This window comes from Micromonospora sonneratiae (assembly GCF_042679305.1).
GTDB lineage: Bacteria > Actinomycetota > Actinomycetes > Mycobacteriales > Micromonosporaceae > Micromonospora_H > Micromonospora_H sonneratiae.
Genome location: NZ_JBHTMP010000008.1, coordinates 20,148 through 39,777, shown reverse-complemented (window position 1 = coordinate 39,777; position 19,630 = coordinate 20,148). Strand labels below are relative to the sequence as shown.

Annotated in this window: 18 protein-coding genes; 16 read left to right on the top strand and 2 right to left on the bottom strand. The window is 66.2% G+C overall.

Annotated features, from left to right (window positions below; genetic code table 11):
- Positions 1-134: 134 nt before the first annotated feature.
- Both ACFQ4H_RS07295 and ACFQ4H_RS07290 read left to right on the top strand, forming a co-directional pair.
- Positions 135-932, top strand: a complete 798-nt coding sequence (locus ACFQ4H_RS07295) for a DeoR family transcriptional regulator (RefSeq protein ID WP_334459562.1) — start codon at positions 135-137, stop codon at positions 930-932.
- Positions 933-1,078: 146 nt separating this feature from the next.
- On the top strand, positions 1,079-1,759 hold the full coding sequence (locus tag ACFQ4H_RS07290) for a YdcF family protein (RefSeq protein WP_309223766.1): 681 nt from the start codon (positions 1,079-1,081) through the stop codon (positions 1,757-1,759).
- Between the two features lie 6 nt (positions 1,760-1,765).
- On the opposite strand, the gene ACFQ4H_RS07285 is transcribed toward ACFQ4H_RS07290, so the two are convergent.
- Positions 1,766-2,992, bottom strand: a complete 1,227-nt coding sequence (locus tag ACFQ4H_RS07285) for a helix-turn-helix domain-containing protein (protein WP_334459561.1) — start codon at positions 2,990-2,992, stop codon at positions 1,766-1,768.
- Positions 2,993-3,362: 370 nt separating this feature from the next.
- Here ACFQ4H_RS07285 and amcA (ACFQ4H_RS07280) point away from each other — a divergent pair, with 370 nt between their 5' ends.
- From amcA (ACFQ4H_RS07280) to ACFQ4H_RS07255, 6 genes are all read left to right on the top strand, one after another.
- The gene (gene amcA / locus ACFQ4H_RS07280; RefSeq protein WP_377568336.1) at positions 3,363-3,527 is read left to right on the top strand and encodes a multiple cyclophane-containing RiPP AmcA; all 165 of its coding nucleotides are present in this window, start codon (positions 3,363-3,365) and stop codon (positions 3,525-3,527) included.
- Positions 3,524-3,871, top strand: coding sequence for a hypothetical protein (locus tag ACFQ4H_RS07275; RefSeq protein ID WP_377568333.1), 348 nt, complete (start codon positions 3,524-3,526; stop codon positions 3,869-3,871). The genes amcA (ACFQ4H_RS07280) and ACFQ4H_RS07275 overlap by 4 nt, the downstream gene beginning before the upstream one ends.
- Positions 3,868-5,004 (top strand): cyclophane-forming radical SAM peptide maturase AmcB, encoded by a 1,137-nt coding sequence (gene amcB / locus ACFQ4H_RS07270; RefSeq protein ID WP_377568330.1) that lies wholly within the window; start codon positions 3,868-3,870, stop codon positions 5,002-5,004. The genes ACFQ4H_RS07275 and amcB overlap by 4 nt, the downstream gene beginning before the upstream one ends.
- A complete protein-coding gene (gene amcA / locus ACFQ4H_RS07265; protein WP_377568327.1) occupies positions 5,001-5,183 on the top strand; it encodes a multiple cyclophane-containing RiPP AmcA in 183 nt (60 codons plus the stop codon). Before amcB ends, amcA (ACFQ4H_RS07265) begins: the two co-directional genes overlap by 4 nt.
- Before the next feature lie 62 nt (positions 5,184-5,245).
- Positions 5,246-5,908 (top strand): pentapeptide repeat-containing protein, encoded by a 663-nt coding sequence (locus ACFQ4H_RS07260; protein WP_377568324.1) that lies wholly within the window; start codon positions 5,246-5,248, stop codon positions 5,906-5,908.
- 15 nt (positions 5,909-5,923) lie between these two features.
- Positions 5,924-6,493 (top strand): kinase, encoded by a 570-nt coding sequence (locus ACFQ4H_RS07255; RefSeq protein ID WP_377568322.1) that lies wholly within the window; start codon positions 5,924-5,926, stop codon positions 6,491-6,493.
- Positions 6,494-6,606: 113 nt separating this feature from the next.
- Here the strand turns inward: ACFQ4H_RS07255 and ACFQ4H_RS07250 are convergent, their stop codons facing one another.
- The gene (locus ACFQ4H_RS07250; RefSeq protein ID WP_377568319.1) at positions 6,607-7,119 is read right to left on the bottom strand and encodes an HAD domain-containing protein; all 513 of its coding nucleotides are present in this window, start codon (positions 7,117-7,119) and stop codon (positions 6,607-6,609) included.
- 486 nt (positions 7,120-7,605) lie between these two features.
- Here ACFQ4H_RS07250 and ACFQ4H_RS07245 point away from each other — a divergent pair, with 486 nt between their 5' ends.
- The 8 genes from ACFQ4H_RS07245 to ACFQ4H_RS07210 all read left to right on the top strand — a co-directional run bounded on the left by ACFQ4H_RS07245 (position 7,606) and on the right by ACFQ4H_RS07210 (position 19,600).
- The gene (locus ACFQ4H_RS07245; RefSeq protein ID WP_377568316.1) at positions 7,606-8,493 is read left to right on the top strand and encodes a replication-relaxation family protein; all 888 of its coding nucleotides are present in this window, start codon (positions 7,606-7,608) and stop codon (positions 8,491-8,493) included.
- A gap of 381 nt (positions 8,494-8,874) precedes the next feature.
- Positions 8,875-9,801 (top strand): DUF2637 domain-containing protein, encoded by a 927-nt coding sequence (locus ACFQ4H_RS07240; RefSeq protein WP_377568631.1) that lies wholly within the window; start codon positions 8,875-8,877, stop codon positions 9,799-9,801.
- Positions 9,776-10,177, top strand: coding sequence for a helix-turn-helix transcriptional regulator (locus tag ACFQ4H_RS07235; protein WP_377568314.1), 402 nt, complete (start codon positions 9,776-9,778; stop codon positions 10,175-10,177). Before ACFQ4H_RS07240 ends, ACFQ4H_RS07235 begins: the two co-directional genes overlap by 26 nt.
- Positions 10,174-11,646, top strand: coding sequence for a tyrosine-type recombinase/integrase (locus ACFQ4H_RS07230; protein WP_377568311.1), 1,473 nt, complete (start codon positions 10,174-10,176; stop codon positions 11,644-11,646). The genes ACFQ4H_RS07235 and ACFQ4H_RS07230 overlap by 4 nt, the downstream gene beginning before the upstream one ends.
- Before the next feature lie 518 nt (positions 11,647-12,164).
- Positions 12,165-14,579 carry a type I restriction-modification system subunit M gene (locus ACFQ4H_RS07225; RefSeq protein WP_377568628.1) on the top strand — a complete coding sequence of 805 codons (2,415 nt, stop codon included), beginning with the start codon at positions 12,165-12,167 and terminating at the stop codon, positions 14,577-14,579.
- On the top strand, positions 14,576-15,811 hold the full coding sequence (locus ACFQ4H_RS07220; protein ID WP_377568308.1) for a restriction endonuclease subunit S: 1,236 nt from the start codon (positions 14,576-14,578) through the stop codon (positions 15,809-15,811). Before ACFQ4H_RS07225 ends, ACFQ4H_RS07220 begins: the two co-directional genes overlap by 4 nt.
- Positions 15,808-18,894: a type I restriction endonuclease subunit R gene (locus tag ACFQ4H_RS07215; protein ID WP_377568306.1), complete on the top strand. Its 3,087-nt coding sequence runs from the start codon at positions 15,808-15,810 to the stop codon at positions 18,892-18,894. Before ACFQ4H_RS07220 ends, ACFQ4H_RS07215 begins: the two co-directional genes overlap by 4 nt.
- Positions 18,881-19,600, top strand: coding sequence for a M48 family metallopeptidase (locus ACFQ4H_RS07210; RefSeq protein ID WP_377568303.1), 720 nt, complete (start codon positions 18,881-18,883; stop codon positions 19,598-19,600). Before ACFQ4H_RS07215 ends, ACFQ4H_RS07210 begins: the two co-directional genes overlap by 14 nt.
- Positions 19,601-19,630 lie beyond the last annotated feature (30 nt).

The window sequence follows — 19,630 nt, the reverse complement described above, 5'->3', positions numbered from 1 at the left end:
GGCCCACGGCGGGCGCTGTCTCCGGCCACGGCGGTCCCAACTTCCGATCTCCCGGTCAAAGCATCGATCACTCTCTGTTGCAGCTGTGGGAAACAGGATGTCGGACCGCCGGGGCTCGGAGGGATCATCAGGGGATGGGCGACCAGGGTGCCGCGCGGCGGTTGTCCCCGCGGCGGTGGCGGATCCTGTCGTACCTGGCGCAGCACGGTTCCGCGTCGACGCTGGACGTGGCGCTCGTCTGTGCGGTGTCGCGGCTGACGGCCCACCGCGACCTGGTGTGGCTGCACGAGGCGGGGCTGGTGCGCCGTGAACGCTCGCCGGAGGACCGGACCCACACCTGGTGGTACGAGGTCACGGCCGAGGGGACGGAGGTGCTCCGCCGCGCCCTGACGGCGTCGGGGCGGCCGGTTCCGCTGCGGTTGGGTCAGCGGCCCTCCGGCAGGGCGGATGCCCTGCTGTTCCTGCCGTTGATCGAGGTGTCGCGGCGCAACCCGGGGCGGTGCGAGCTGTTCCAGTGGCTGGCGACGATGGAGACCTCGTCATGGTTGCGCCAGCACGACCTCGCGCAGTTGCGGGCCGACGGCTACGGCATATGGCTGCAGGACGGGCGGTGCCTGCGGTTCCTGGTACACGTCGACCGTGGCCCGGTCGGCGACGTTGTCGCCGAGCATGAGCGGCCGGCGTCAGGGCTGGGTGGACTGTTGGCCGGCTACCGGCGTGCGGACCGGCTGGTGCCGGTCGGGGCGGTTCTGCTGATCGCGCAGGACGCCGAGCGGGAGGAACGACTGCAGGCCGACCTGTTTCGTGGGCCGCTGCCGAACGCTGTCGCCACGACCACACGGCAGCTGTTGTATCGCCACTGGCCGGACGAGCAGGTGTGGCAGGTGCCGGGCGAAGGCGGCAGGCGTTGCCTCGTCGAGGTCGGATACTGACCGCAGCCCTTCACGATGCCTTGGCCGCCGCCAGCCCTCTGGTCCTGACGAGGTCAGCGGCGTGGTGCTGGAGTCAGCGGCGTCCTGCTGCCCTGCTAGCCCTACGCTGGCGGCATGAGGGAACCAGCGCGGACCGGACCTGGTAGGTGCTGATGAACCGGCATGCAGAGGCACCTGCCGAGGCGATCCCTGACGCGATCCGGGCTGATGTGGAGACGCTGTGGCGCTACCACGACATGCGTCACGAGTTGCGCCCGTGCGACGTGGGGATCGGATTGGGCAGTCATGACCTCGGGGTGGCTGTCATCGCGACGCGCTTGTTTCACGAGGGCCTGTTCCCCAGGATCGTGTTCACCGGCGCGAACGCCCCGACGACCGTCGAGCGTTTTCCGCGTGGAGAAGCAGTGCACTACCGCGAGTACGCCATCGAGCAGGGCGTACCCGGGGAAGCGATTCTCGTGGAGCCGCGTGCCACGAACACCGCTCAGAACCTGGAGTACTCGCGTCAGCTCCTGACCGAACACCAGATTCCGGTGAAGTCGGTGCTGATCATGTCGCGGCCCTACCAACAGCGTCGGGCCTACGCCACCTGCAGGCTGATCTGGCCGGAGGTCGATGTGGTGTGCGCCTCGAATCCACTAAAACTGGACGACTACGTGCGCAGCATTGGCGACCCGCGGCGGGTGGTGGACATGCTGGTCGGCGACACGCAGCGGATCGAGGTGTACGCCGAGCGCGGGTTCGCGATCCCGCAGGAGATGCCGGACGAGGTGCGGGCGGCCTTCGAGCGCCTGGTGGCAGTCGGCTACACGAGCCGGTTGATCTGAGTCCATTTACCAGCGGGGGCCTCCCGTCCGGACGCCCATTCGGTCGCTGAGTTCGACGGCCAGTCGTGGTGGCCGGGGGCGGGTGAGGATGTCTCGGACGAGGTCGCGGGAGAGCTGGTGGTAGCGCACCTGGTCGGGCCCGAGGGTCTCGGCGTCTAGGAGCGCGGCGAGCGCGTCGTCGATGCGGTTCCATCGGGCGAGGGCTCGGGCGGTTTCGATGGCGTGCCGGACCCGCCGCTCGACGGGCACGGTGCTGGTGTCGAGTGGGGCGCCGATGGCGATGGCGCGTTGCACGTCGCCGAGTTCCATCGCCACGGTGGTCTTGTGGATCGACACGTTGGTCGGCCCGAACGCGGTCCACACGTGGTTGCCATCGGCACCGAGTCGCTGTGCGGCGGCATCGGCCTCGGTGATGTGGGTGTCGGCCGAGGCGCGGTCGTCGTCTCGAGCGGCGGCCAGCGCGCAGACGAGGTGCAGGCTGCCGTAGACCGACAGCAGCTGCGGAGTCGGCCTGACGAGCCGGGGTTCCAGGAACCGCGCCGCCGTGGCGGCGAGGCCGCGGGCTTGGGCGTACTCACCGATGGACGCCAGCGAGTGCGCGGCGGAGCGGCTAAGTGAGCCGATGACGACGTGATCGTGGCTGGCGTTAGCGGCCGCCAGCCCTCGGCTGGCGGCGGTCCACGCGAGGTCACCTTCGCCGAGTTTGGTGAGGAACAACGCGGCGAGCTGGTGCGCGTAGGCGGTCATCGCGTGCGCGCGCTGGCCGTCGTCTCCGTCGTACGCCTCAGTGGCGGTGAGACAGTCGTGGATGAGGTAGGGCAGCCGGCGGGCAAGGGTGCCATAACGGGAGTGCTGGTAGGCGGTCCAGATCTCGGCTACGTCGTTCTCGATCTCGCGCAGGGCAGGTGCCTCGACGTCTCCCGTGCTGGCAAGCGCCGGCGCGAGGTGACGATAGTCGTGAAGCGCGGCCCGCAAGGCGGGGATGGTCTCGCGTCCGGAGTCGTCCGACCACTCGAACAGGCTCGGGGCGCCGATCAGGTCGCCGAGGGACACGTCGAGGGCCTTGGCGATCGCGCGTATGACCGACAGCCGGTCCAGGTCGGCCCGGTTCGTCTCGACCTTGCGTAACCACTCCTGCGTCTTGCCGACCAGACCGGCCAGCACCTCCTGGGAGAGCCCTCGCCGACGCCGGTAGAAGGCGACGCGCTGGCCGATCGTCATGTCGTCCGTCATCCCTCGCACACCATCACCCTGCCCGCTGAAGCCCGCCGGACCCGGTACGGATTTTCCCGGTCCTCCGTACCGGCCGCCCCTACGTTCAGTTCACCCCGGATCACCGGCGCGTGTCGATGCCGGTGTTAGGGATGACTGACAGGGAGCTGCAGATGGAGGGATCGATGAGCGGCGCACCACACCACGGCTTGGGCCGCTGGCTCGGCCTGTCCAGGAGCGAACTGTCTCGGCGCTTTCCCCGCCTGCGTACCGCCATGAGGGCTGCGCGGGTGGGTGATCGGCGGTCTGCTCCCAGCCGCCGTGGTGCGGCGGCGGGCCCGCCCTTCCCCCGGCGAGCCCGCCGCTCATCGTCCCTGGTGGGGGTGGCGGCATGACGGTGTACGTCTCGCGTAACGCCATAGCCGGCCAGTCCCGGCGCCCCGAGCCCAGGTGGACGGCCTCGCCGGGGCAGGTGTGGCCCGCTGATCCGCCGCTGCTCACCTTCGTGTGGCGTCGGCTGTTCGAGCAGCAGGCCCGCGAGGGCGGTCGCCGGTGACCGGCCAGCAGCGCCGTCTCGCGGCGAATCGGCTCGCGCCAGCCGAGGTGGAGCATCTGCCGATGCGCCCGCTGTGGCTGTGCCGCCGGTGCGGGCAGCCGTGGCCCTGCGGCGCGGCGAAGCTCGCGCTCCTGGCCGAGTATCGAGAAGTGCCGGTGAGCCTGTTCCTCTACCTGGCCGGCTGCCTGCACGACGCGATCGACGACCTGCACCGGCTCAACCCGAACGTCACGGGCAGCGCCGCCGACATGTTCGACCGGTTCCTCGGCTGGCCCGCCCGCCACACCCACGCCTACCGCGTCAGCACCACCACGGCCGCCAGCATCGAGGAGGCCCCCTCGTGAACGGCATCGGCCTCATCAACGCCACCGACCAGCCGGCGATCGCTGGCAGCTTCCACACTCTGGTCGTGCAGCCGACGACTTTCTGCAACCTCGACTGCACCTACTGCTACCTGCCCGATCGGAGATCCCTCCGCCTGATGAGCGGCGCGGTCGCGCGGGCCTGTGCCGAGTCGATCGCCCAGCAGAACAGCGGTCATCCCGTGAGTGTCGTGTGGCACGGGGGTGAACCCACCGCCACACCCATCGGGCTGTTCCGGGGCCTGCTGGCCCCGTTTGAGGAGCTGCGGCGCGCGGGGATGGTGCGTCACGAGATCCAGACGAACGCGACGCTGATCAACCGCCAGTGGTGCGAGCTGTTCACCACCTACGGTTTCGAGGTCGGGGTCAGCATCGACGGACCGCGCGCGTTGAACCGTAACCGCCTCGACCGGGCCGCCAACCGAACGGACGCCCGTACCCTGCGCGGCATGCAGACCCTGGCCGAAGCGGGGCTGAGGTACTCGGTGATCTGTGTTGTCACCCCGGAAACCATCGACCACGCGGAAGCCCTCGTCGACTTCTTCACCGGCCTGCCCGGCTGTCAGTCGGTCGGCTTCAACATCGAAGAGCAGGAGGTCGCCGACCGGGCGCCGGTGTCGGAGGATGCCGCGTACCGGTTCTGGCAGCACGTCATCGCCCGTCGCGTCGGCGGCAGTCCGCTGCGGATCCGCGACGTGGACCGGCTGGCCGACTATCTCGCCGCCACCCGCGCTGGCCGCGTCGACCACGAGCCGTATGAGCCGATCCCGACCGTCTCTTGGGATGGGCAGGTGGTGTTGCTGTCACCGGAGCTGCTCGGCATCGCCGAGCCGCGATACGGCGACTTCATCGCCGGCAACGTCCTCCATCAGCCGATCACGGCCATGCTCGCCCGCGCCGGCGACCTGGCCTATGTCGCCGAGTTCGTCACGGCCCTCAACGACTGCGCCGACCACTGCGCCTTCTACGACTTCTGCCGTGGCGCCCAGGCCGGTAACCGCTACTTCGAGCACGCGACGTTCACTGCCCGCGAGACGACCTACTGCCGGACCACCCGACAGGCCCTCGTCTGCGCCGCCGCGGATCACCTCACCCCTCAAGGAGGAGCCCCATGACCAACGCCCTCGCGACCCTCATCAACGCCGCACCCGAGCAACTCGCCCGCCTCGGCGTCGACCCGCAGCGGTCGGTAGCGTCAATCGACGCGGCGAAGTTCGACAACCGCCCCACCTGGGACAACAAGGGTAAGTTCGACAGCCGACCCGGCTGGGACAACTGGAACAAGAAGAAGTAATACCCCACCACGGGACGCGCGGGGTGGCGTGCCCACCCCGCGCCCACACAGGTTGAGGACACATGCGCACCACCACGATCGGCGACGTGAAGATCCTGCTGCCGGACCTCGAACCAGACGACCTCGACACCGCCACGGACCTGGCCGGCAGCCTCACCGAGGCCCTCGTCGAGGGTGCCGCGCGGCACGGCTCGCACCTCGAGGACATCAGCATCCGCAGCAGCCTGATCACCGGCGTGAACCTGAGCGAGAGCACCTGGGAAGCCGGCAGCCTTAACGGCTGCGAGATCACCCGCACCGACTTCTCCGGCGCGACCCTGACCGGCATCACCATCGAACGCTGCGCGATCACCGGCTCCCGGTTCACCGGCACCAGACTCACCGACGTACGCCTCAAGGACGTCCTGTTCGACGGCTGCCGCTTCGACTACGCCACCCTCCAGCGCGTCACCGCCGCCGGCTCGGTCGCGTTCACCGACTGCACTCTCACAAACGGCGCGTGGTCTTCCTGCCGGCTACCGCGTATCGCGCTGCGGTCATGTGACCTCGCCGGTCTGGAACTGGACTCCTGTCACCTCGACGGGACCGACCTGCGGGGCAGCCGCCTCCACGGTCTCAAGACGTCGCTGGACAACCTGCGCGGCGTCACCGTCGACGAAGACCAACTTCCTGACCTCACCCGGCTGACCGTCGCCGCCCTCGACCTCACCGTGCGCAACGAGTGAATCCGAGGAGGGATCGTGCTCGCTGAACCCACCGGCAACCCGGACACGATCCTCGTCTGCATCCGGGGCAACTCCGGCTCGGGCAAGAGCAGCATCGCCCGCGAGCTACGACGCCGGCACGGCCGGGGCTGCGCCCTGGTCGAGCAGGACTACCTGCGCCGGATCGTGCTGCGGGAGCGGGACCTGCCCGGCGGCGCGGCACCGGCGTTGATCGGGCAGACCGTCCGGTTCGCCCTCGACCACGGCTACCATGTGGTCTTGGAGGGCATCATGCATGCCAGCCGCTACCGCAGCATGCTGGCCGCCCTGCGGGACGACCACCGCGGCCGGTCGCTGTTCTGCTACCTCGATGTGTCCCTGCCGGAGACCCTGCGCCGGCACCTCACCCGCCCGCAGGCCGGTGAGTTCACCGCCGAGAACATGAGCGGCTGGTACGCCGCCCATGACGTCCTCGGCTGGCCGGGCGAACTGGTGCTCCCCGAGACCACCGGTCTGGACGAGGCCGTCGAGGCCCTCGCCGCTGCCGCCGGGCTACCCCAGACCGGACGTGACGACGACCAGCTTCCTAACGTTCCGTCCCCGTAGAGCGGCCCAGCCGGCGAACGGTGCCCCCGTTCCACGCGCACCGTCCGCAAACGCCGGCCCGACTGGCTAGACAGCCCGTCAAGCACGGTGACTGCGGTGGCATGGAACTCGCCCTACCGCGCCTGCATGAGCCAGCCCTCGATGACCGTGAAGTCGCGCTCGGTCAGCCCGCGACGTTGGTCGACCCGATGTAGCAGGGCCGGAGCCTGGTGATGCGTCGACACCCATTCCTGATCGGTGTAGGAGATCTCGTCGTCGACCCAGACGAAGGGGCTTCCCTGCGCCCACTCGACCAGCCCGCGGGTCTTCCAGTGCAGGATCCCCACCTCGTCGGAGTCGGGCCAGTCCACGACCGGCAGAGGCGGTAGCCCGAGCAGCGGCGCGAGCATGTCATTCGCGTCGTTCATCCAGGTTGTCGCCCACACGAGATCACATGGCAGGGCCCTCAGCCGGCGGCCGTGTTCCGGATCGACCCTGTGCAGCAGGGGATGGGCGTCGGCCGGTAGGGCCGCTGCCCCGGTCGAATCGTGTGACATGCCCGGCGGAGCCGCCGTCGATGTCCCGAACGGGATAAGGGTGCCGTCCACGTCAAGGAACAGCAACGGACGCGGCGCAGGGGCGGACATGACCCAACAGGCTAGCCCCACTCCGCCGTCAACTACCTGCTCGCGCTTTCCCAGGTCCATTCGTCTGCCGGTGCTCACGGCGGCCGGCAGTCGTGCGCCGCTGACGACGATGACGGCAGGGGCGGCGCAGGGATGCCTCTCACCGGGACTCTTCCGCTCCGCGGCGCCGGTGACCCGACCGCGCCAGCAACATCACATTCCCCATCCCCAACCAAGGAGTTCTCGTGCTTTCGCCCACACCCTCACCTGCTGCCATAGGCATCGGCAGTGACAAGTTCCGGCTTGATCCCCGTTCGAGGGTCGGGCTTGGCGTCAGCGTTGACGTCAGTCTTCAGCCGGACTCCCGAACCGACCCCCTGTTTCCTCTCACACCGCAGGTCACCCCGGCTGTCAGAGCCGTCGCCTTGTCCTGCGACAGACCCTGCCTGGTCTCGGGTCTCTCCCCCTGGGGCTGGCATTCCCTACCCGGGAAGGAGGTGGTAGCTGGTGGATGATCCGGTCCTTCGGGTCCAGTCCCAGCTGACCGGCCGTGACCGTGTGCTGCTGGGCTGGTTGTACGACCACGGCGTGCTGACGTCGTTCCAGCTCGCGATCGCCCTGTTCCCGTCCCTCGATTTCTGTCAGCGGCGGCTGCGGACCCTGTACCGGTTGCGCCTCGTCGCCCGGTTCCGGCCGCAGCGGGCCGACGGCGGCTCGTACCCGTACCACTACGTCATCGACCAGCTCGGCGCCGAGGTCATCGCGGCCAGCCGGGACGAACGCCCACCGCGGCGGGACCACGCCCGGGTGGAGCGGCGGCGCTGGACCTCGACCCGCACCCTCAGCCACCGCCTCGGGGTGAACGGCTTCTTCACCGACCTGGTCGGGCACGCCCGCACCCATCCGGGCACCGGCTTGGTGGAGTGGCTACCGGAGGCGGTGTGCCAGCGCGCCGGAACATTCACCAGCCTGCAGGATCCGGGGCTGGTGCGGGCGTATCAGCCGCGGGTCCGTCCGGACGGCTACGGCCGGTGGCTCGAGGACGGTGTCGAGGTGCCGTTCTTCGTCGAGTACGACACCGGCGCCGAGCAGCTGTCGATCCTGGCCGGCAAGGTGGACGGCTACCGGGAGTTGTTCGCGAAGATCGGGCGGGCGTGGCCGGTGCTGTTCTGGCTGCACTCGGCCGCCCGGGAACGCAATCTGCGCCGCGTCCTGGGCGAGGTGCCGCTGTCGGTGCCGGTCGCCACCGGTGCCCGCGACCACGCCGTCACGGCGGGCCTGAGCCCGGCGGAGGCGGTGTGGGCGGTGGCCAGCGGGGGATGGCAGCGGCTGCGGCTTGCCGACCTTGCCGGGTACGTGGTGGACGCCTCGCGTCGGGCGGGTGAGGTGGCGTGATCGGCGACCGCAGGACGGCGGCGGACGGTACCTCTACCGCCGGGCGGACGGCAGAGGTCGGCGTCTGTCACGGATCTGTCGGGACCGGCTCAGCCGGTCCCGACAGATCCGTGAGAGACCGGACGTCCCTTCCCACACCGGGCGGACCGCGTCCGAGTCCCGCGTCCGCTGCGGGCGGTCCCCGACCAGAGTCAGGTCCCTGTCCCGATGGTTGTCCGACGCTGGGTCGGTCCGCCATCCGGTCCCGCCTCCTGCGACTGACGGACGGACCGGAACCCCTGTCCGGGGTCGGGGAGGTGATTGGCCACGACAGCACCGGTCCCTGACCCGGACACCAGTCCGCGCGGCAGCCGCGCCGAGGGTGGCGTCCAAGTCGTCATCATGCTGGCCATCGGCGGCGCAGCGGGGGCGGCCAGCTTCACCCACGTGCACAACGTGGCCGCCGCGCACGGCCAACCCGGCTGGCTGGCCTGGGCCGACGCGATCGTCCTGGAACTGATGTCCATCGCCTCCGGCCTGGAACTCCGCCGCCGCAAACGCGCCCACACCTCCACCATGTTCCCCGCCACCGTGCTCGCCTGCGCCGTCACCCTGTCCCTGGCGGCGCAGGTCGTCGAGGCCGAACCCTCGATCATCGGCTGGGTCGCCGCCGCCGTCCCCGCGCTCGGGTTCCTCGTCATGGTCAAGATCGCCCTCGGCCGCACCGGCACCGCCACGCCCACCAAACCCGGGACCGTCGGGCACAACCGACTGTACGAAGCCGGACGGACCGCTGCGGACAGCGGACCGGACGAGGCGACCCGGTCCGCTGTCACGGCGGGGGAGCGGTCCAGCACCCGGACCGTCCGCTCACCGGAGGCTCGTCGCCGACATGGCGGACGGGACCGGCAGCGGCGAGCGGACCGGGGACCGTCCGCGCAGCCGTCCGGTGACGTGGCCGAGCTGCTGCCGGCGGCGCGAACTGTTCGGGACCGGCTCGCCGCGGACGGGCAGGCACTGACCCGGGCGGCACTCGCCGAAGCCCTCCGCGCAGCCGGTCACACAGTGTCCAACACCCGAGTATCCGAACTCCTCAAGACCCTCAAGACCCTCAAGACCGAGTCGTCGGCACCACCCGACACGACCGTCAACCCAGTCACGCCGACCAACCCGACGTCACTGCCTCTGTCACCGGAGCGGCGCAACGGTGGCGGAGCAGCCACCCCTGTCCCGGTCGACAGCGACGGGGCTACCCCGCTCCTACCGCGCAGCCATCCCTCTCACAGCCAGGAGAAGCCTGATCATGAACAGCGCAACGAATCACGCTGACCAGACCACCCGCACCACGACCGACAACACCACCGCGCCTGGCATCGGGGAGGTGTGGACGATCGAGCGCATCCGTGCGCTCGGCGTCACCACTACCCTCGCCACCACCGCCTCGGTGCTCGGGATCAGCCGATCCCAGGCGTACCGGCTCGCCGCCACCGACCAGTTCCCTATACCGCTGATCCGGGCCGGCAGCCGCATCATCGTCCCGGTCGCCGCCCTGCTCCACCTCCTCCAACCCGAACCCGCCGCGACCGGGGGCGGGCGACTTGATGCTGCTGCGAAGGTGAGCGTGGATGCGATGACCCCGCCACCAGCGGATTCCACCCGACACCGCTGGCGGCACCACAGAGAGCATCCAGGAGACGATGAGTGAAGGGATCCACCTTCAAACGCTGCGGCTGCCGCGACAGCGTCACGGGCCGGCGACTGGGACGTACCTGTCCCCAGCTTCGCCGGCCCGGCGGCGCCTGGTCCCGCACCCACGGCCACTGGCACTGGCAGATCGAAATCCCCGCCCGCGCCGACGGCACCCGCCGCCCACTACGCCACGGCCCCTACGCCACCCAGGCGCTCGCCGACGCCGTCCTCGACCGCATCCGTGCAGCGCTCGCCGTCCCTGACCCCACCGACCCGGACACCAGCGTCAAGACTGGCGACCTGATCGAAACCGCCGTCAAGACCGGCGCGCCCATCCCCAGCCGGGAGCAGGTCCGGCGGGCGTTGCACCTGGACATCACCCCGACCGAGCTACCCACGATGCAGGCGTACCTGACCGACTGGCTTGCCGGACGCAAGAACATCAAGACCGGCACCGTGCGCTCCTACGAAGGGCACATCCGGCTGTACCTGATCCCGCACCTCGGCCACCTGCGCATCGACCGGCTCCGGCCCGGCCACATCGATGCCATGTACGACGCCATCGCCCAGCGCAACACCAGCATCGCCACCCTGCGCGCCAGCCGCGACCCCGTGAAACGCGACCAGGTCAAGAACCAGCGGAACATTGGGCCGAGGACCTTGCACGTCATCCACGCCACCCTGCGCAAGGCCCTCAACGACGCGATGCGCCGCCACCGCTACATCGACACCAATCCCGCCCTCATGATCGAACTCCCCACCGCCCGACCACCCAAGCCCACCGTCTGGACCGAGCAACGCATCCGCACCTGGCGCGACACCGGCAAGACCCCCAGCCCCGTCATGATCTGGACACCCGAACACACCGGCAGATTCCTCGACCACACCCACGACGCCGACGACCGGCTCTACGCCCTCTACCACCTCATCACCTTCACCGGCCTACGCCGCGGGGAAGCCTGCGGCCTGCACTGGGACGACCTCGACCTCGACGCCGCCACCCTCACCGTCCGCTGGCAACTCGTCCAACACGGCTGGACCACCGCCATCGACAAACCCAAAACCACCGACAGCGAAGCCGCGATCGCCCTCGACACGGAAACCGTCGCGGTGCTGCGCGCCCACCGCATCCGGCAACACCGCGAACGCCTCGCGGCCGGGGCGGCCTGGACCACCACCGGGCTCGTCTTCACCACCCCGACCGGTGGTCGCCTCCACCCTGCTGACGTCACCGACCACTTCCACCACCTCGCCACCCAAGCCGGGCTACCACCCATCCGGCTCCACGACCTCCGCCACGGCGCCGCCACCATGGGACTCGCCGCCGGCGTCCAGATGAAAGTCATCTCCAGTCGGCTGCGCCACTCCAGCCCACACTTCACCGCCAAGTTCTACGGCGACGTCCTTCCCGAGCTATCCCACGCCGCCGCCGAAGCCACCGCCGCCGTCGTCCCTCGGCGCCGTGGCGCGACAAAGCCGGCGTAGCCGCGACCTGCGGGAGTGTGGATCTAACGGCACCTCTCTTGTCAACCCGCCGACAGTAGAGAGGTCTCCAACTTGTTGAATTGGTGGCCGGAGATCAGGGTCTGCAGCCATGATCTTCGAGGTTGTGGTCGGGGTCGCTCGGGAAACACTTCCCGCCCACGGGCTGGCTCCCTAACGGCCTGCGCCCCGGCCACAACCGGTGGCGGGAGTGGCTCGAGAGCGGTCTGTTAAGCCCGAAGTTGGTCTGCCCTCCTCGCCGGACCCCCTTCCCCGGCCCTGCAAGGAGACCCCGTGCCATCCGCCGCGCCGTCAGCGCGGGACGTGACCCGTCAGTGCCCGACGCTATCGTTAGGGCACGCAGTTCAGGCGTTGCTCAATGTGACGAAACTGTCGCTCAGCGTTATGAAGGATGGACGTCCCAGCATGCACAAGTCGCACTCCCGCCCTGTCCTGTGGGCAGGCCCCGCTCTCGACATGGACAAGGGGGTGGAGTGACGTTGGCTCTCAAGAAGTCGGACCTGTATAGCTCACTCTGGCGGAGCTGCGACGAGCTGCGCGGCGGCATGGATGCCAGTCAGTACAAGGACTACATCCTCACGTTGCTGTTCGTGAAGTACGTGACGGACAAGGCCAAGTCCGACCGGACCTCCTTGATCGACGTGCCCGTAGGTGGCTCCTTCGATGACATGGTCGCCCTCAAGGGGGACAAGGAGATCGGCGACAAGGTCAACAAGATCATCGGCAAGCTCGCCGAGGCCAACGGGCTGGAGAAGGTCATTGACCTGGCCGACTTCAACGACGAGGAGAAGCTTGGCAAGGGCAAGGAGATGCAGGATCGCCTCTCCAAGCTGGTGACGATCTTCGCTGACCTGGACTTCCGAGGGAGCCGCGCCGAGGGCGACGATCTGCTCGGCGACGCCTACGAGTACCTGATGCGGCACTTTGCCACGGAGTCGGGCAAGTCGAAGGGACAGTTCTACACCCCGGCCGAGGTCTCGCGCGTACTTGCCAAAGTCGTCGGTATCGGACCGGGCACCCGGCAGGACCACACGGTGTACGACCCCACTTGTGGGTCTGGCTCGTTGCTCCTCAAGGTTGCTGATGAGGCCCCGCGCGGCCTCACCATCTACGGTCAAGAGAAGGACAACGCTACCTGGGCGCTGGCCCAGATGAACATGATCCTCCACGGCTACGAGGACCGCGACATCCGCAAGGGTGACACGATTACCAGCCCGCAGTTCACCCAGGGTGCGCAACTACGGACCTTCGACTTCGCTGTCGCCAATCCGCCGTTCTCGATCAAGTCGTGGAGCAACGGCCTGGAGAACGAGTACGGTCGCTTCGAACTTGGCCGGCCGCCGGAGAAGAACGGTGACTACGCCTTCCTGCTGCACATTCTCAAGTCTCTCAAGAGCAACGGCAAGGCCGCAGTCATCCTGCCGCACGGTGTGCTCTTCCGCGGTAACTCTGAGGCCGGCATCCGCAAGGAACTGCTGCGCCGTGGCTACATCAAGGGCATCGTCGGCCTGCCCGCCAACCTCTTCTACGGCACCGGCATCCCGGCCTGCATAGTCGTCCTCGACAAGGAGAATGCCCAGGCACGCACCGGCGTCTTCATGATCGATGCATCCAAGGGCTTCATCAAGGACGGCAACAAGAATCGCCTCCGCAGCCAGGACATCCACAAGATTGTCGACGTCTTTAATCGGCAGGTCGAGATCGAGCGCTACTCGCGCATGGTGCCGCTGCACGAGATTGCCGATCCGAAGAACGACTACAATCTCAACATCCCGCGCTACATCGATTCGTCAGAACCGGAGGACATCCAGGACCTCCACGCCCACCTGCACGGCGGTATCCCAGACCGCGACCTGGACGCGCTGAGCGGATACTGGGAGGCCTTCCCGAACCTTCGCGCCACGCTCTTCAAGCCAAACCGCCCCGGCTACAGCGACCTTGCGGTCGGCGTGACCGAGGTGCAGCAGACCATCCTGGACTCCGACGAGTTCCAGAAGTTCGCTACCGATGTGCGCGGCCAGGTTGACGACTGGTTCGCAGCCCACCGGCCTATCCTGCAAGCGATCGACGCCAACACCGTCCCGAAGGACCTGATCGCCCACATCAGCGACGATCTACTGGCCCGGTTCAAGGACACCCCGCTGCTCGACGAGTACGACGTCTACGAGCAGCTCATGACGTACTGGCACGGCGACATGCACGATGATGTCTTCCTCATCATGAACGATGGATGGCTCGACGGGGCGAAGCCTCGCAAGACCATCGAGGACAAGGATCGCAAGCTCACTGAGACGCCCGATCTCATCGTTGGTTCGGGCCGTAGAGCCATCAAGTACAAGATGGACCTCATCTCGCCTGCGCTCGTCGTCGCCCGCTACTTTGCAGACGAGCAGACCGAGGTTGACACGCTGAACGCGGCGGCCGAGGAAGCCGGCCGCGCTGTCGAGGAGTACATCGAGGAGCATGCCGTCGAAGACGGCTTGCTCGCCGAGGCGATGGACGACGGCAAGATCTCAAAGGTGCTCGCTTCGACGCGGCTCACGGTAGCCCGGCACGAAGGAGCTGACTCAGAAGAGATCAAGGCTCTCCAACACCTGATCAAGCTGTACAACGATGAAGCCATCGCCAAAAAGGCCGCCAAGGAGGCTCAGGCCGCGCTCGATCTGGCGACCGTCAAGAAGTACGGCGACCTCACGCTGCCCGAGATCAAGCAGCTCGTGCTCGACGACAAGTGGCACGCCACGGTCGCGGATCGCATTGCCCGTGTGGGCAGCTCGCTGACGCTTGTCCTGGTTGCGCGGATCCAGGAACTTGGTGAACGGTACGCCGAGACCGTCAGTGCGCTCGATGCCAAACTAGAGAGGCTCGAAGCGAAGGTCGCCACTCACCTGGCGAGCATGGGGGTCGAGTCATGACCTCGTCCACCACGTTGTCAACGTGGAACGAGACGGCGTTGCTCGACTTGGTGACGGTCAAGAGCGGCCAAGTCGATCCCCGGGCACCTGCGTATCGGAACCTTCCGCTTATCGCACCGGATCACTTGGCTTCTCAGACGGGACGCTTGCTCAAGAAGGAGTCGGCAGCGGCGCAAGGTGCCATCAGCGGCAAGTACCTTGTGAAGCCCGGAGACGTCATCTACAGCAAGATTCGTCCATACCTGCAGAAGGCATACAAGTGCGACTTCGACGCACTCTGTAGTGCAGACATGTATCCGCTTACCCCGCGGCCAGGCGTTGACGCCTCCTTTGTTCTGCACACGATTCTTGGTAGCGACTTCACGAACTTCGCAACGAGTGTGTCTGCGAGGAGCGGGATCCCGAAGATTAACCGTGCGGAGCTGTCCGAGTACCGGCTGACCGTCCCACCCTCACGTGAGCAGAGGGCGATCGGTCGCGCGCTAGATGACGTAGACGACTTGATCGCCACGCTGGCGCGGATGATTGCCAAGAAGCAGGCGATCAAGCAGGGCATGATGCAGCAACTCCTGACCGGGAAAACGCGCCTCGCCGGCTTTGCTGGCGACTGGCGGGAAGTCAGGCTCCGCGAGGCGGGCGCTACATACGGTGGCCTTATTGGCAAGGACAAGCACGACTTTGGCTCTGGATCGGCATCCTTCGTGACCTTTACGGAGGTGATGGAAGGCGCGAGGCTCCGCGGTCGTGGACTTGAGCGGGTACGCGTTAATTCAGGCGAACACCAGAACCAGGTGCAGCGATGGGATGTCCTTTTCAACGGCTCCTCTGAAACCCCCGATGAGGTTGCTCTTGCGGCTGTCGTCGACTTCGATCCGCCTCCCGCGACATACCTGAACAGCTTCTGCTTCGGTTACCGACTTAGAAATGCACAGCTTATTGATCCGACATACTTAGCCTACTTCTTTCGCTCCAATGTTGGGCGGAAGCTGGTGGCCTCGTTGGCGCAAGGTGCCACGAGATACAACATCGCGAAGACCAAGCTGGTTGACGTCCAGCTGTATTTACCTCCGATTGATGAGCAGCAGGCGATTGTCTGCGCGTTCCGCGATGCGGACTCTGAGATCGAGGCTCTCGGGGCCCGCCTAACCAAGGCCCGCGAGATCAAGATCGGAATGATGCAGCAGCTTCTGACTGGTCGTACCCGTCTTCCGGTCGAGGAGAGTGCGGCATGAGTAATGTTGGGCAACCAGAGCGCAAGGCTCAAGACCGCGTCGTCGCGCTGTTCCGGAACCTGTTGGGTTACGAGTACCTCGGCAACTGGGAATACCGCGATGGGAACTCGAACGTTGAGGTCGAGCTGCTTGCGCAGAACCTACGTGCTCGCGGTTACAGCGACAACCTGATCAACAAGGCTGTCGACAAGCTAAAGAGCGACGCTTCGCTCGGTGGTGGCCGTGACCTGTACGAGGCGAACCGCGACGTGTACGGCCTGCTGCGCTATGGGGTGAAGGTCAAGCCCGGTGTGGGCGAGCAGACGGAGACGGTGTGGCTGATCGACTGGGCACACCCGGAGGCTAACCACTTTGCGTTGGCTGAGGAAGTGACGGTGCTCGGGCAGCACACCAAGCGGCCGGACATCGTGCTGTACGTCAACGGCATCGCCTTCGGGACGATCGAGCTGAAGCGCTCGAAGGTCGCGGTCTCCGAGGGAATCCGGCAGAGCTACGGGAACCAGCGTCCCGAGTTCATCCGGTCGTTCTTCACGACAGTGCAGCTCGTGATGGCTGGCAACGATGTGGAAGGGCTGCGCTACAGCGTCGTCGACACACCGGAGAAGTACTGGCTGGCCTGGCGCGAGCCGTCTGACATCGCCGACCCGCTCGATCGTTCCCTGACCCAGCTCTGCTCGAAAGAGCGTCTGCTTGAGCTGGTCCACGACTTCATGGTTTTTGACGCGGGACAGAAGAAGACCTGCCGGCATAACCAGTACTTCGGCGTCAAGGCGGCCCAGGAGCGCATCGCCAAGCGCGAGGGTGGCATCATCTGGCACACCCAGGGGTCCGGCAAGTCGCTGACCATGGTGTGGCTGGCCAAGTGGATTCGCGAGAACCAGCCGAATGGCCGCGTGCTGCTCATCACCGACCGCACCGAGCTGGACGAGCAGATCGAGAAGGTCTTCCGTGGTGTCAACGAGTCGATCTACCGAACCAAGAGCGGCGCCGACCTGCTGGCCACCCTCAACACGGGCGAGGAGTGGCTGGTCTGTTCGCTGGTCCACAAGCTCCGCAGCTCAGAGGACGAGTCGGCCCCCGACCCGGCCGAGACCCAGTTCATCCGCGAGCTAAACGCCGCCATCCCCAAGGACTTCCGCGCCAAGGGCAACCTCTTCGTCTTCGTCGACGAGGCTCACCGCACCCAGTCGGGCAAGATGCACGACTCCATGAAGGCGCTCATGCCGGGCGCCATGTTCATCGGCTTCACCGGCACGCCGCTGCTCAAGGCCGACAAGGCCACCACGATCGATAAATTCGGCAGCTGCATCCACACCTACAAGTTCGATGAGGCTGTGGAAGACGGCGTCGTACTCGACCTGCGCTACGAGGCGCGCAACATCGACCAGGAGCTGACGTCCCCCGAAAAGGTTGACAAGTGGTTCGAAACTAAGACCAAGGGCATGACGGACCTGTCTCGCGCTGAGCTTAAGAAGCGCTGGGGAACCATGCAGAAGGTTGTCAGTTCAGAGCCGCGTGCCCGGCAGATCGTCGACGACATTCTGCTCGATATGGAGATCAAACCGCGTCTGTCGAACGGTCGCGGCAATGCAATCCTAGTCAGTTCGAGCATATATCAGGCCTGCAAGTTCTACGAACTTTTCACGCGCGCGGGGTTCAAGGGCAAGTGCGCCATAGTAACGTCTTACGCGCCGCAGGCGGGCGATATCGCCAAGGAAGACTCCGGCCATGGTGCTACCGAGCGACTGCGCCAGTACGAGATCTACCGGCAGATGCTTGCCGACCACTTCAACGAGGCTGCCGACAAGGCGATGGCCAAGGTCGAGCAGTTCGAGAAGGACGTGAAGGACCGGTTCATCGACCATCCCGGTCAGATGCGCCTGCTCATCGTCGTCGACAAGCTCCTGACCGGCTTCGACGCCCCGAGCGCTACCTACCTGTACATCGACAAGAAAATGCAGGATCACGGGCTGTTCCAAGCCATCTGCCGAGTCAACCGCCTCGACGGCGACGACAAGGACTATGGCTACATCGTCGACTATCGGGACCTGTTCAACTCGCTTGAATCCGCGATCACGGACTACACCGGCGGTGCTTTGGAAGGTTACGAGAAGAAGGACATCGAGGGCCTGCTGTCCGACCGGGTCGAGAAGGCCCGCGAGGACCTCGACGGAGCTTTGGAGAAGATTAGGGCGCTGTGTGAGCCCGTCGAGCCGCCGAAGAACACCTTGCAGTATCAGCAGTACTTCTGTGCCCGCGAGCAGGGCAACGCCGAGCAGCTTAAGTCCAACGAGCCGAAGCGTGTGGCGCTGTATAAGGCTGTGGCGGCCGTGACTCGCGCGTACGGCAACCTCGCCAACGAGATGAACGCCGCTGGCTACAGCGATGCCGAAGCCGCAGTGATCAAGGACGAGATCACCCACTATGCCAACGTGCGCGACGAGGTCAAGCTGGGCGCCGGCGAGAACGTCGACTTCAAGCAGTACGAGGCCGGCATGCGCCACCTGCTTGACACCTATATCAGTGCCAAGCCCTCCGAGGTGGTGTCCGACTTTCAGGACGCCGGGCTTATTCAGCTGATTGTGCAAATGGGTGCCAGTGCGCTCGACAGGCTTCCCGCAGGAATCAAGAAGGACCCTGAAGCGGTAGCGGAGACCATCACCAACAACATGCGCAAGGTGATCATCGACGAGCGCGCAATGAACCCTAAGTACTACGACAAGATGTCCGAACTGCTCGACGCCATCCTCGAAGAGCGGCGTCAGGGAGCACTGAACTACAAGGACTACCTCGCGAAGCTCCTGGAGCACGCGACCAAGCTCGGCAAGGGCGATTCCGACACCGAATACCCGGAGTGGGCCAATAACGGTGCTCGCCGAGCCCTGATCGACTTCTTCTGGCCGTCGACCGAGATCGCTGCCGAGATCGACACGACGATCCGGCACACCAAGCCAGACTCGTGGGTGGGCAACCCGATCAAGGAAAAGAAGGTCAAGCGCGCAATCGCTCGGGCACTGCCGGACGACTTCGACCGGCTTGATGAACTGTTTGAGCTGGTACGGGCACGCCATGAGTACCGCTAACACGCACCTGACGGTCCTTGGCATCGACGTCGATGTCATCTACAAGGACATCAAGAACCTGCACATAGGCGTCTATCCACCACTCGGGCGGGTCCGGGTCGCAGCTCCCCACAGGCTTGACGACGAGCACGTTCGATTGGCCGTGATTCAGCGGCTGCCGTGGATCAAACACCGGCGTGAGCAGCTGCGCTCGGCCGCGCGCCAGTCCGAGCGAGAAATGGTCACAGGCGAGTCCCACTATGTTTGGGGCGTCCGCCGCCGAATAAAGGTCATAGAGCGCCCAGGGCGGGCGCACTTCGAGGTAGACGGCGAACGGCTGCTGCTGTACGTCCCGGAAGGCACCACAGCCGAACGACGACGTGAACTGCTCGATCGATGGTATCGGGAGCAGCTACGACAAGCGATTCCAAACCTAATTGCCAAGTGGGAACCGATCCTAGAAGTGTCGGTGCCGCGATGGACAATCAGGCGCATGAAGACCAAGTGGGGGTCATGCAACCGGGAGAGCGGACACATTTGGTTCAACGTCGAGCTTGCCAAGAAGCACCCAGACTGCTTGGACTACATCGTCGTCCATGAGATGACGCATCACCTTGAACGCAACCACGGCCCGCGCTTCACCAAGCTCATGGACCGGTTCATGCCCAACTGGCGGAGTCTTCGCGACCAGCTAAACGATGCTCCTCTAGCCGAGGAGACCTGGTGAGGTTCGGACTCGTCGTCATCGACACCCGCG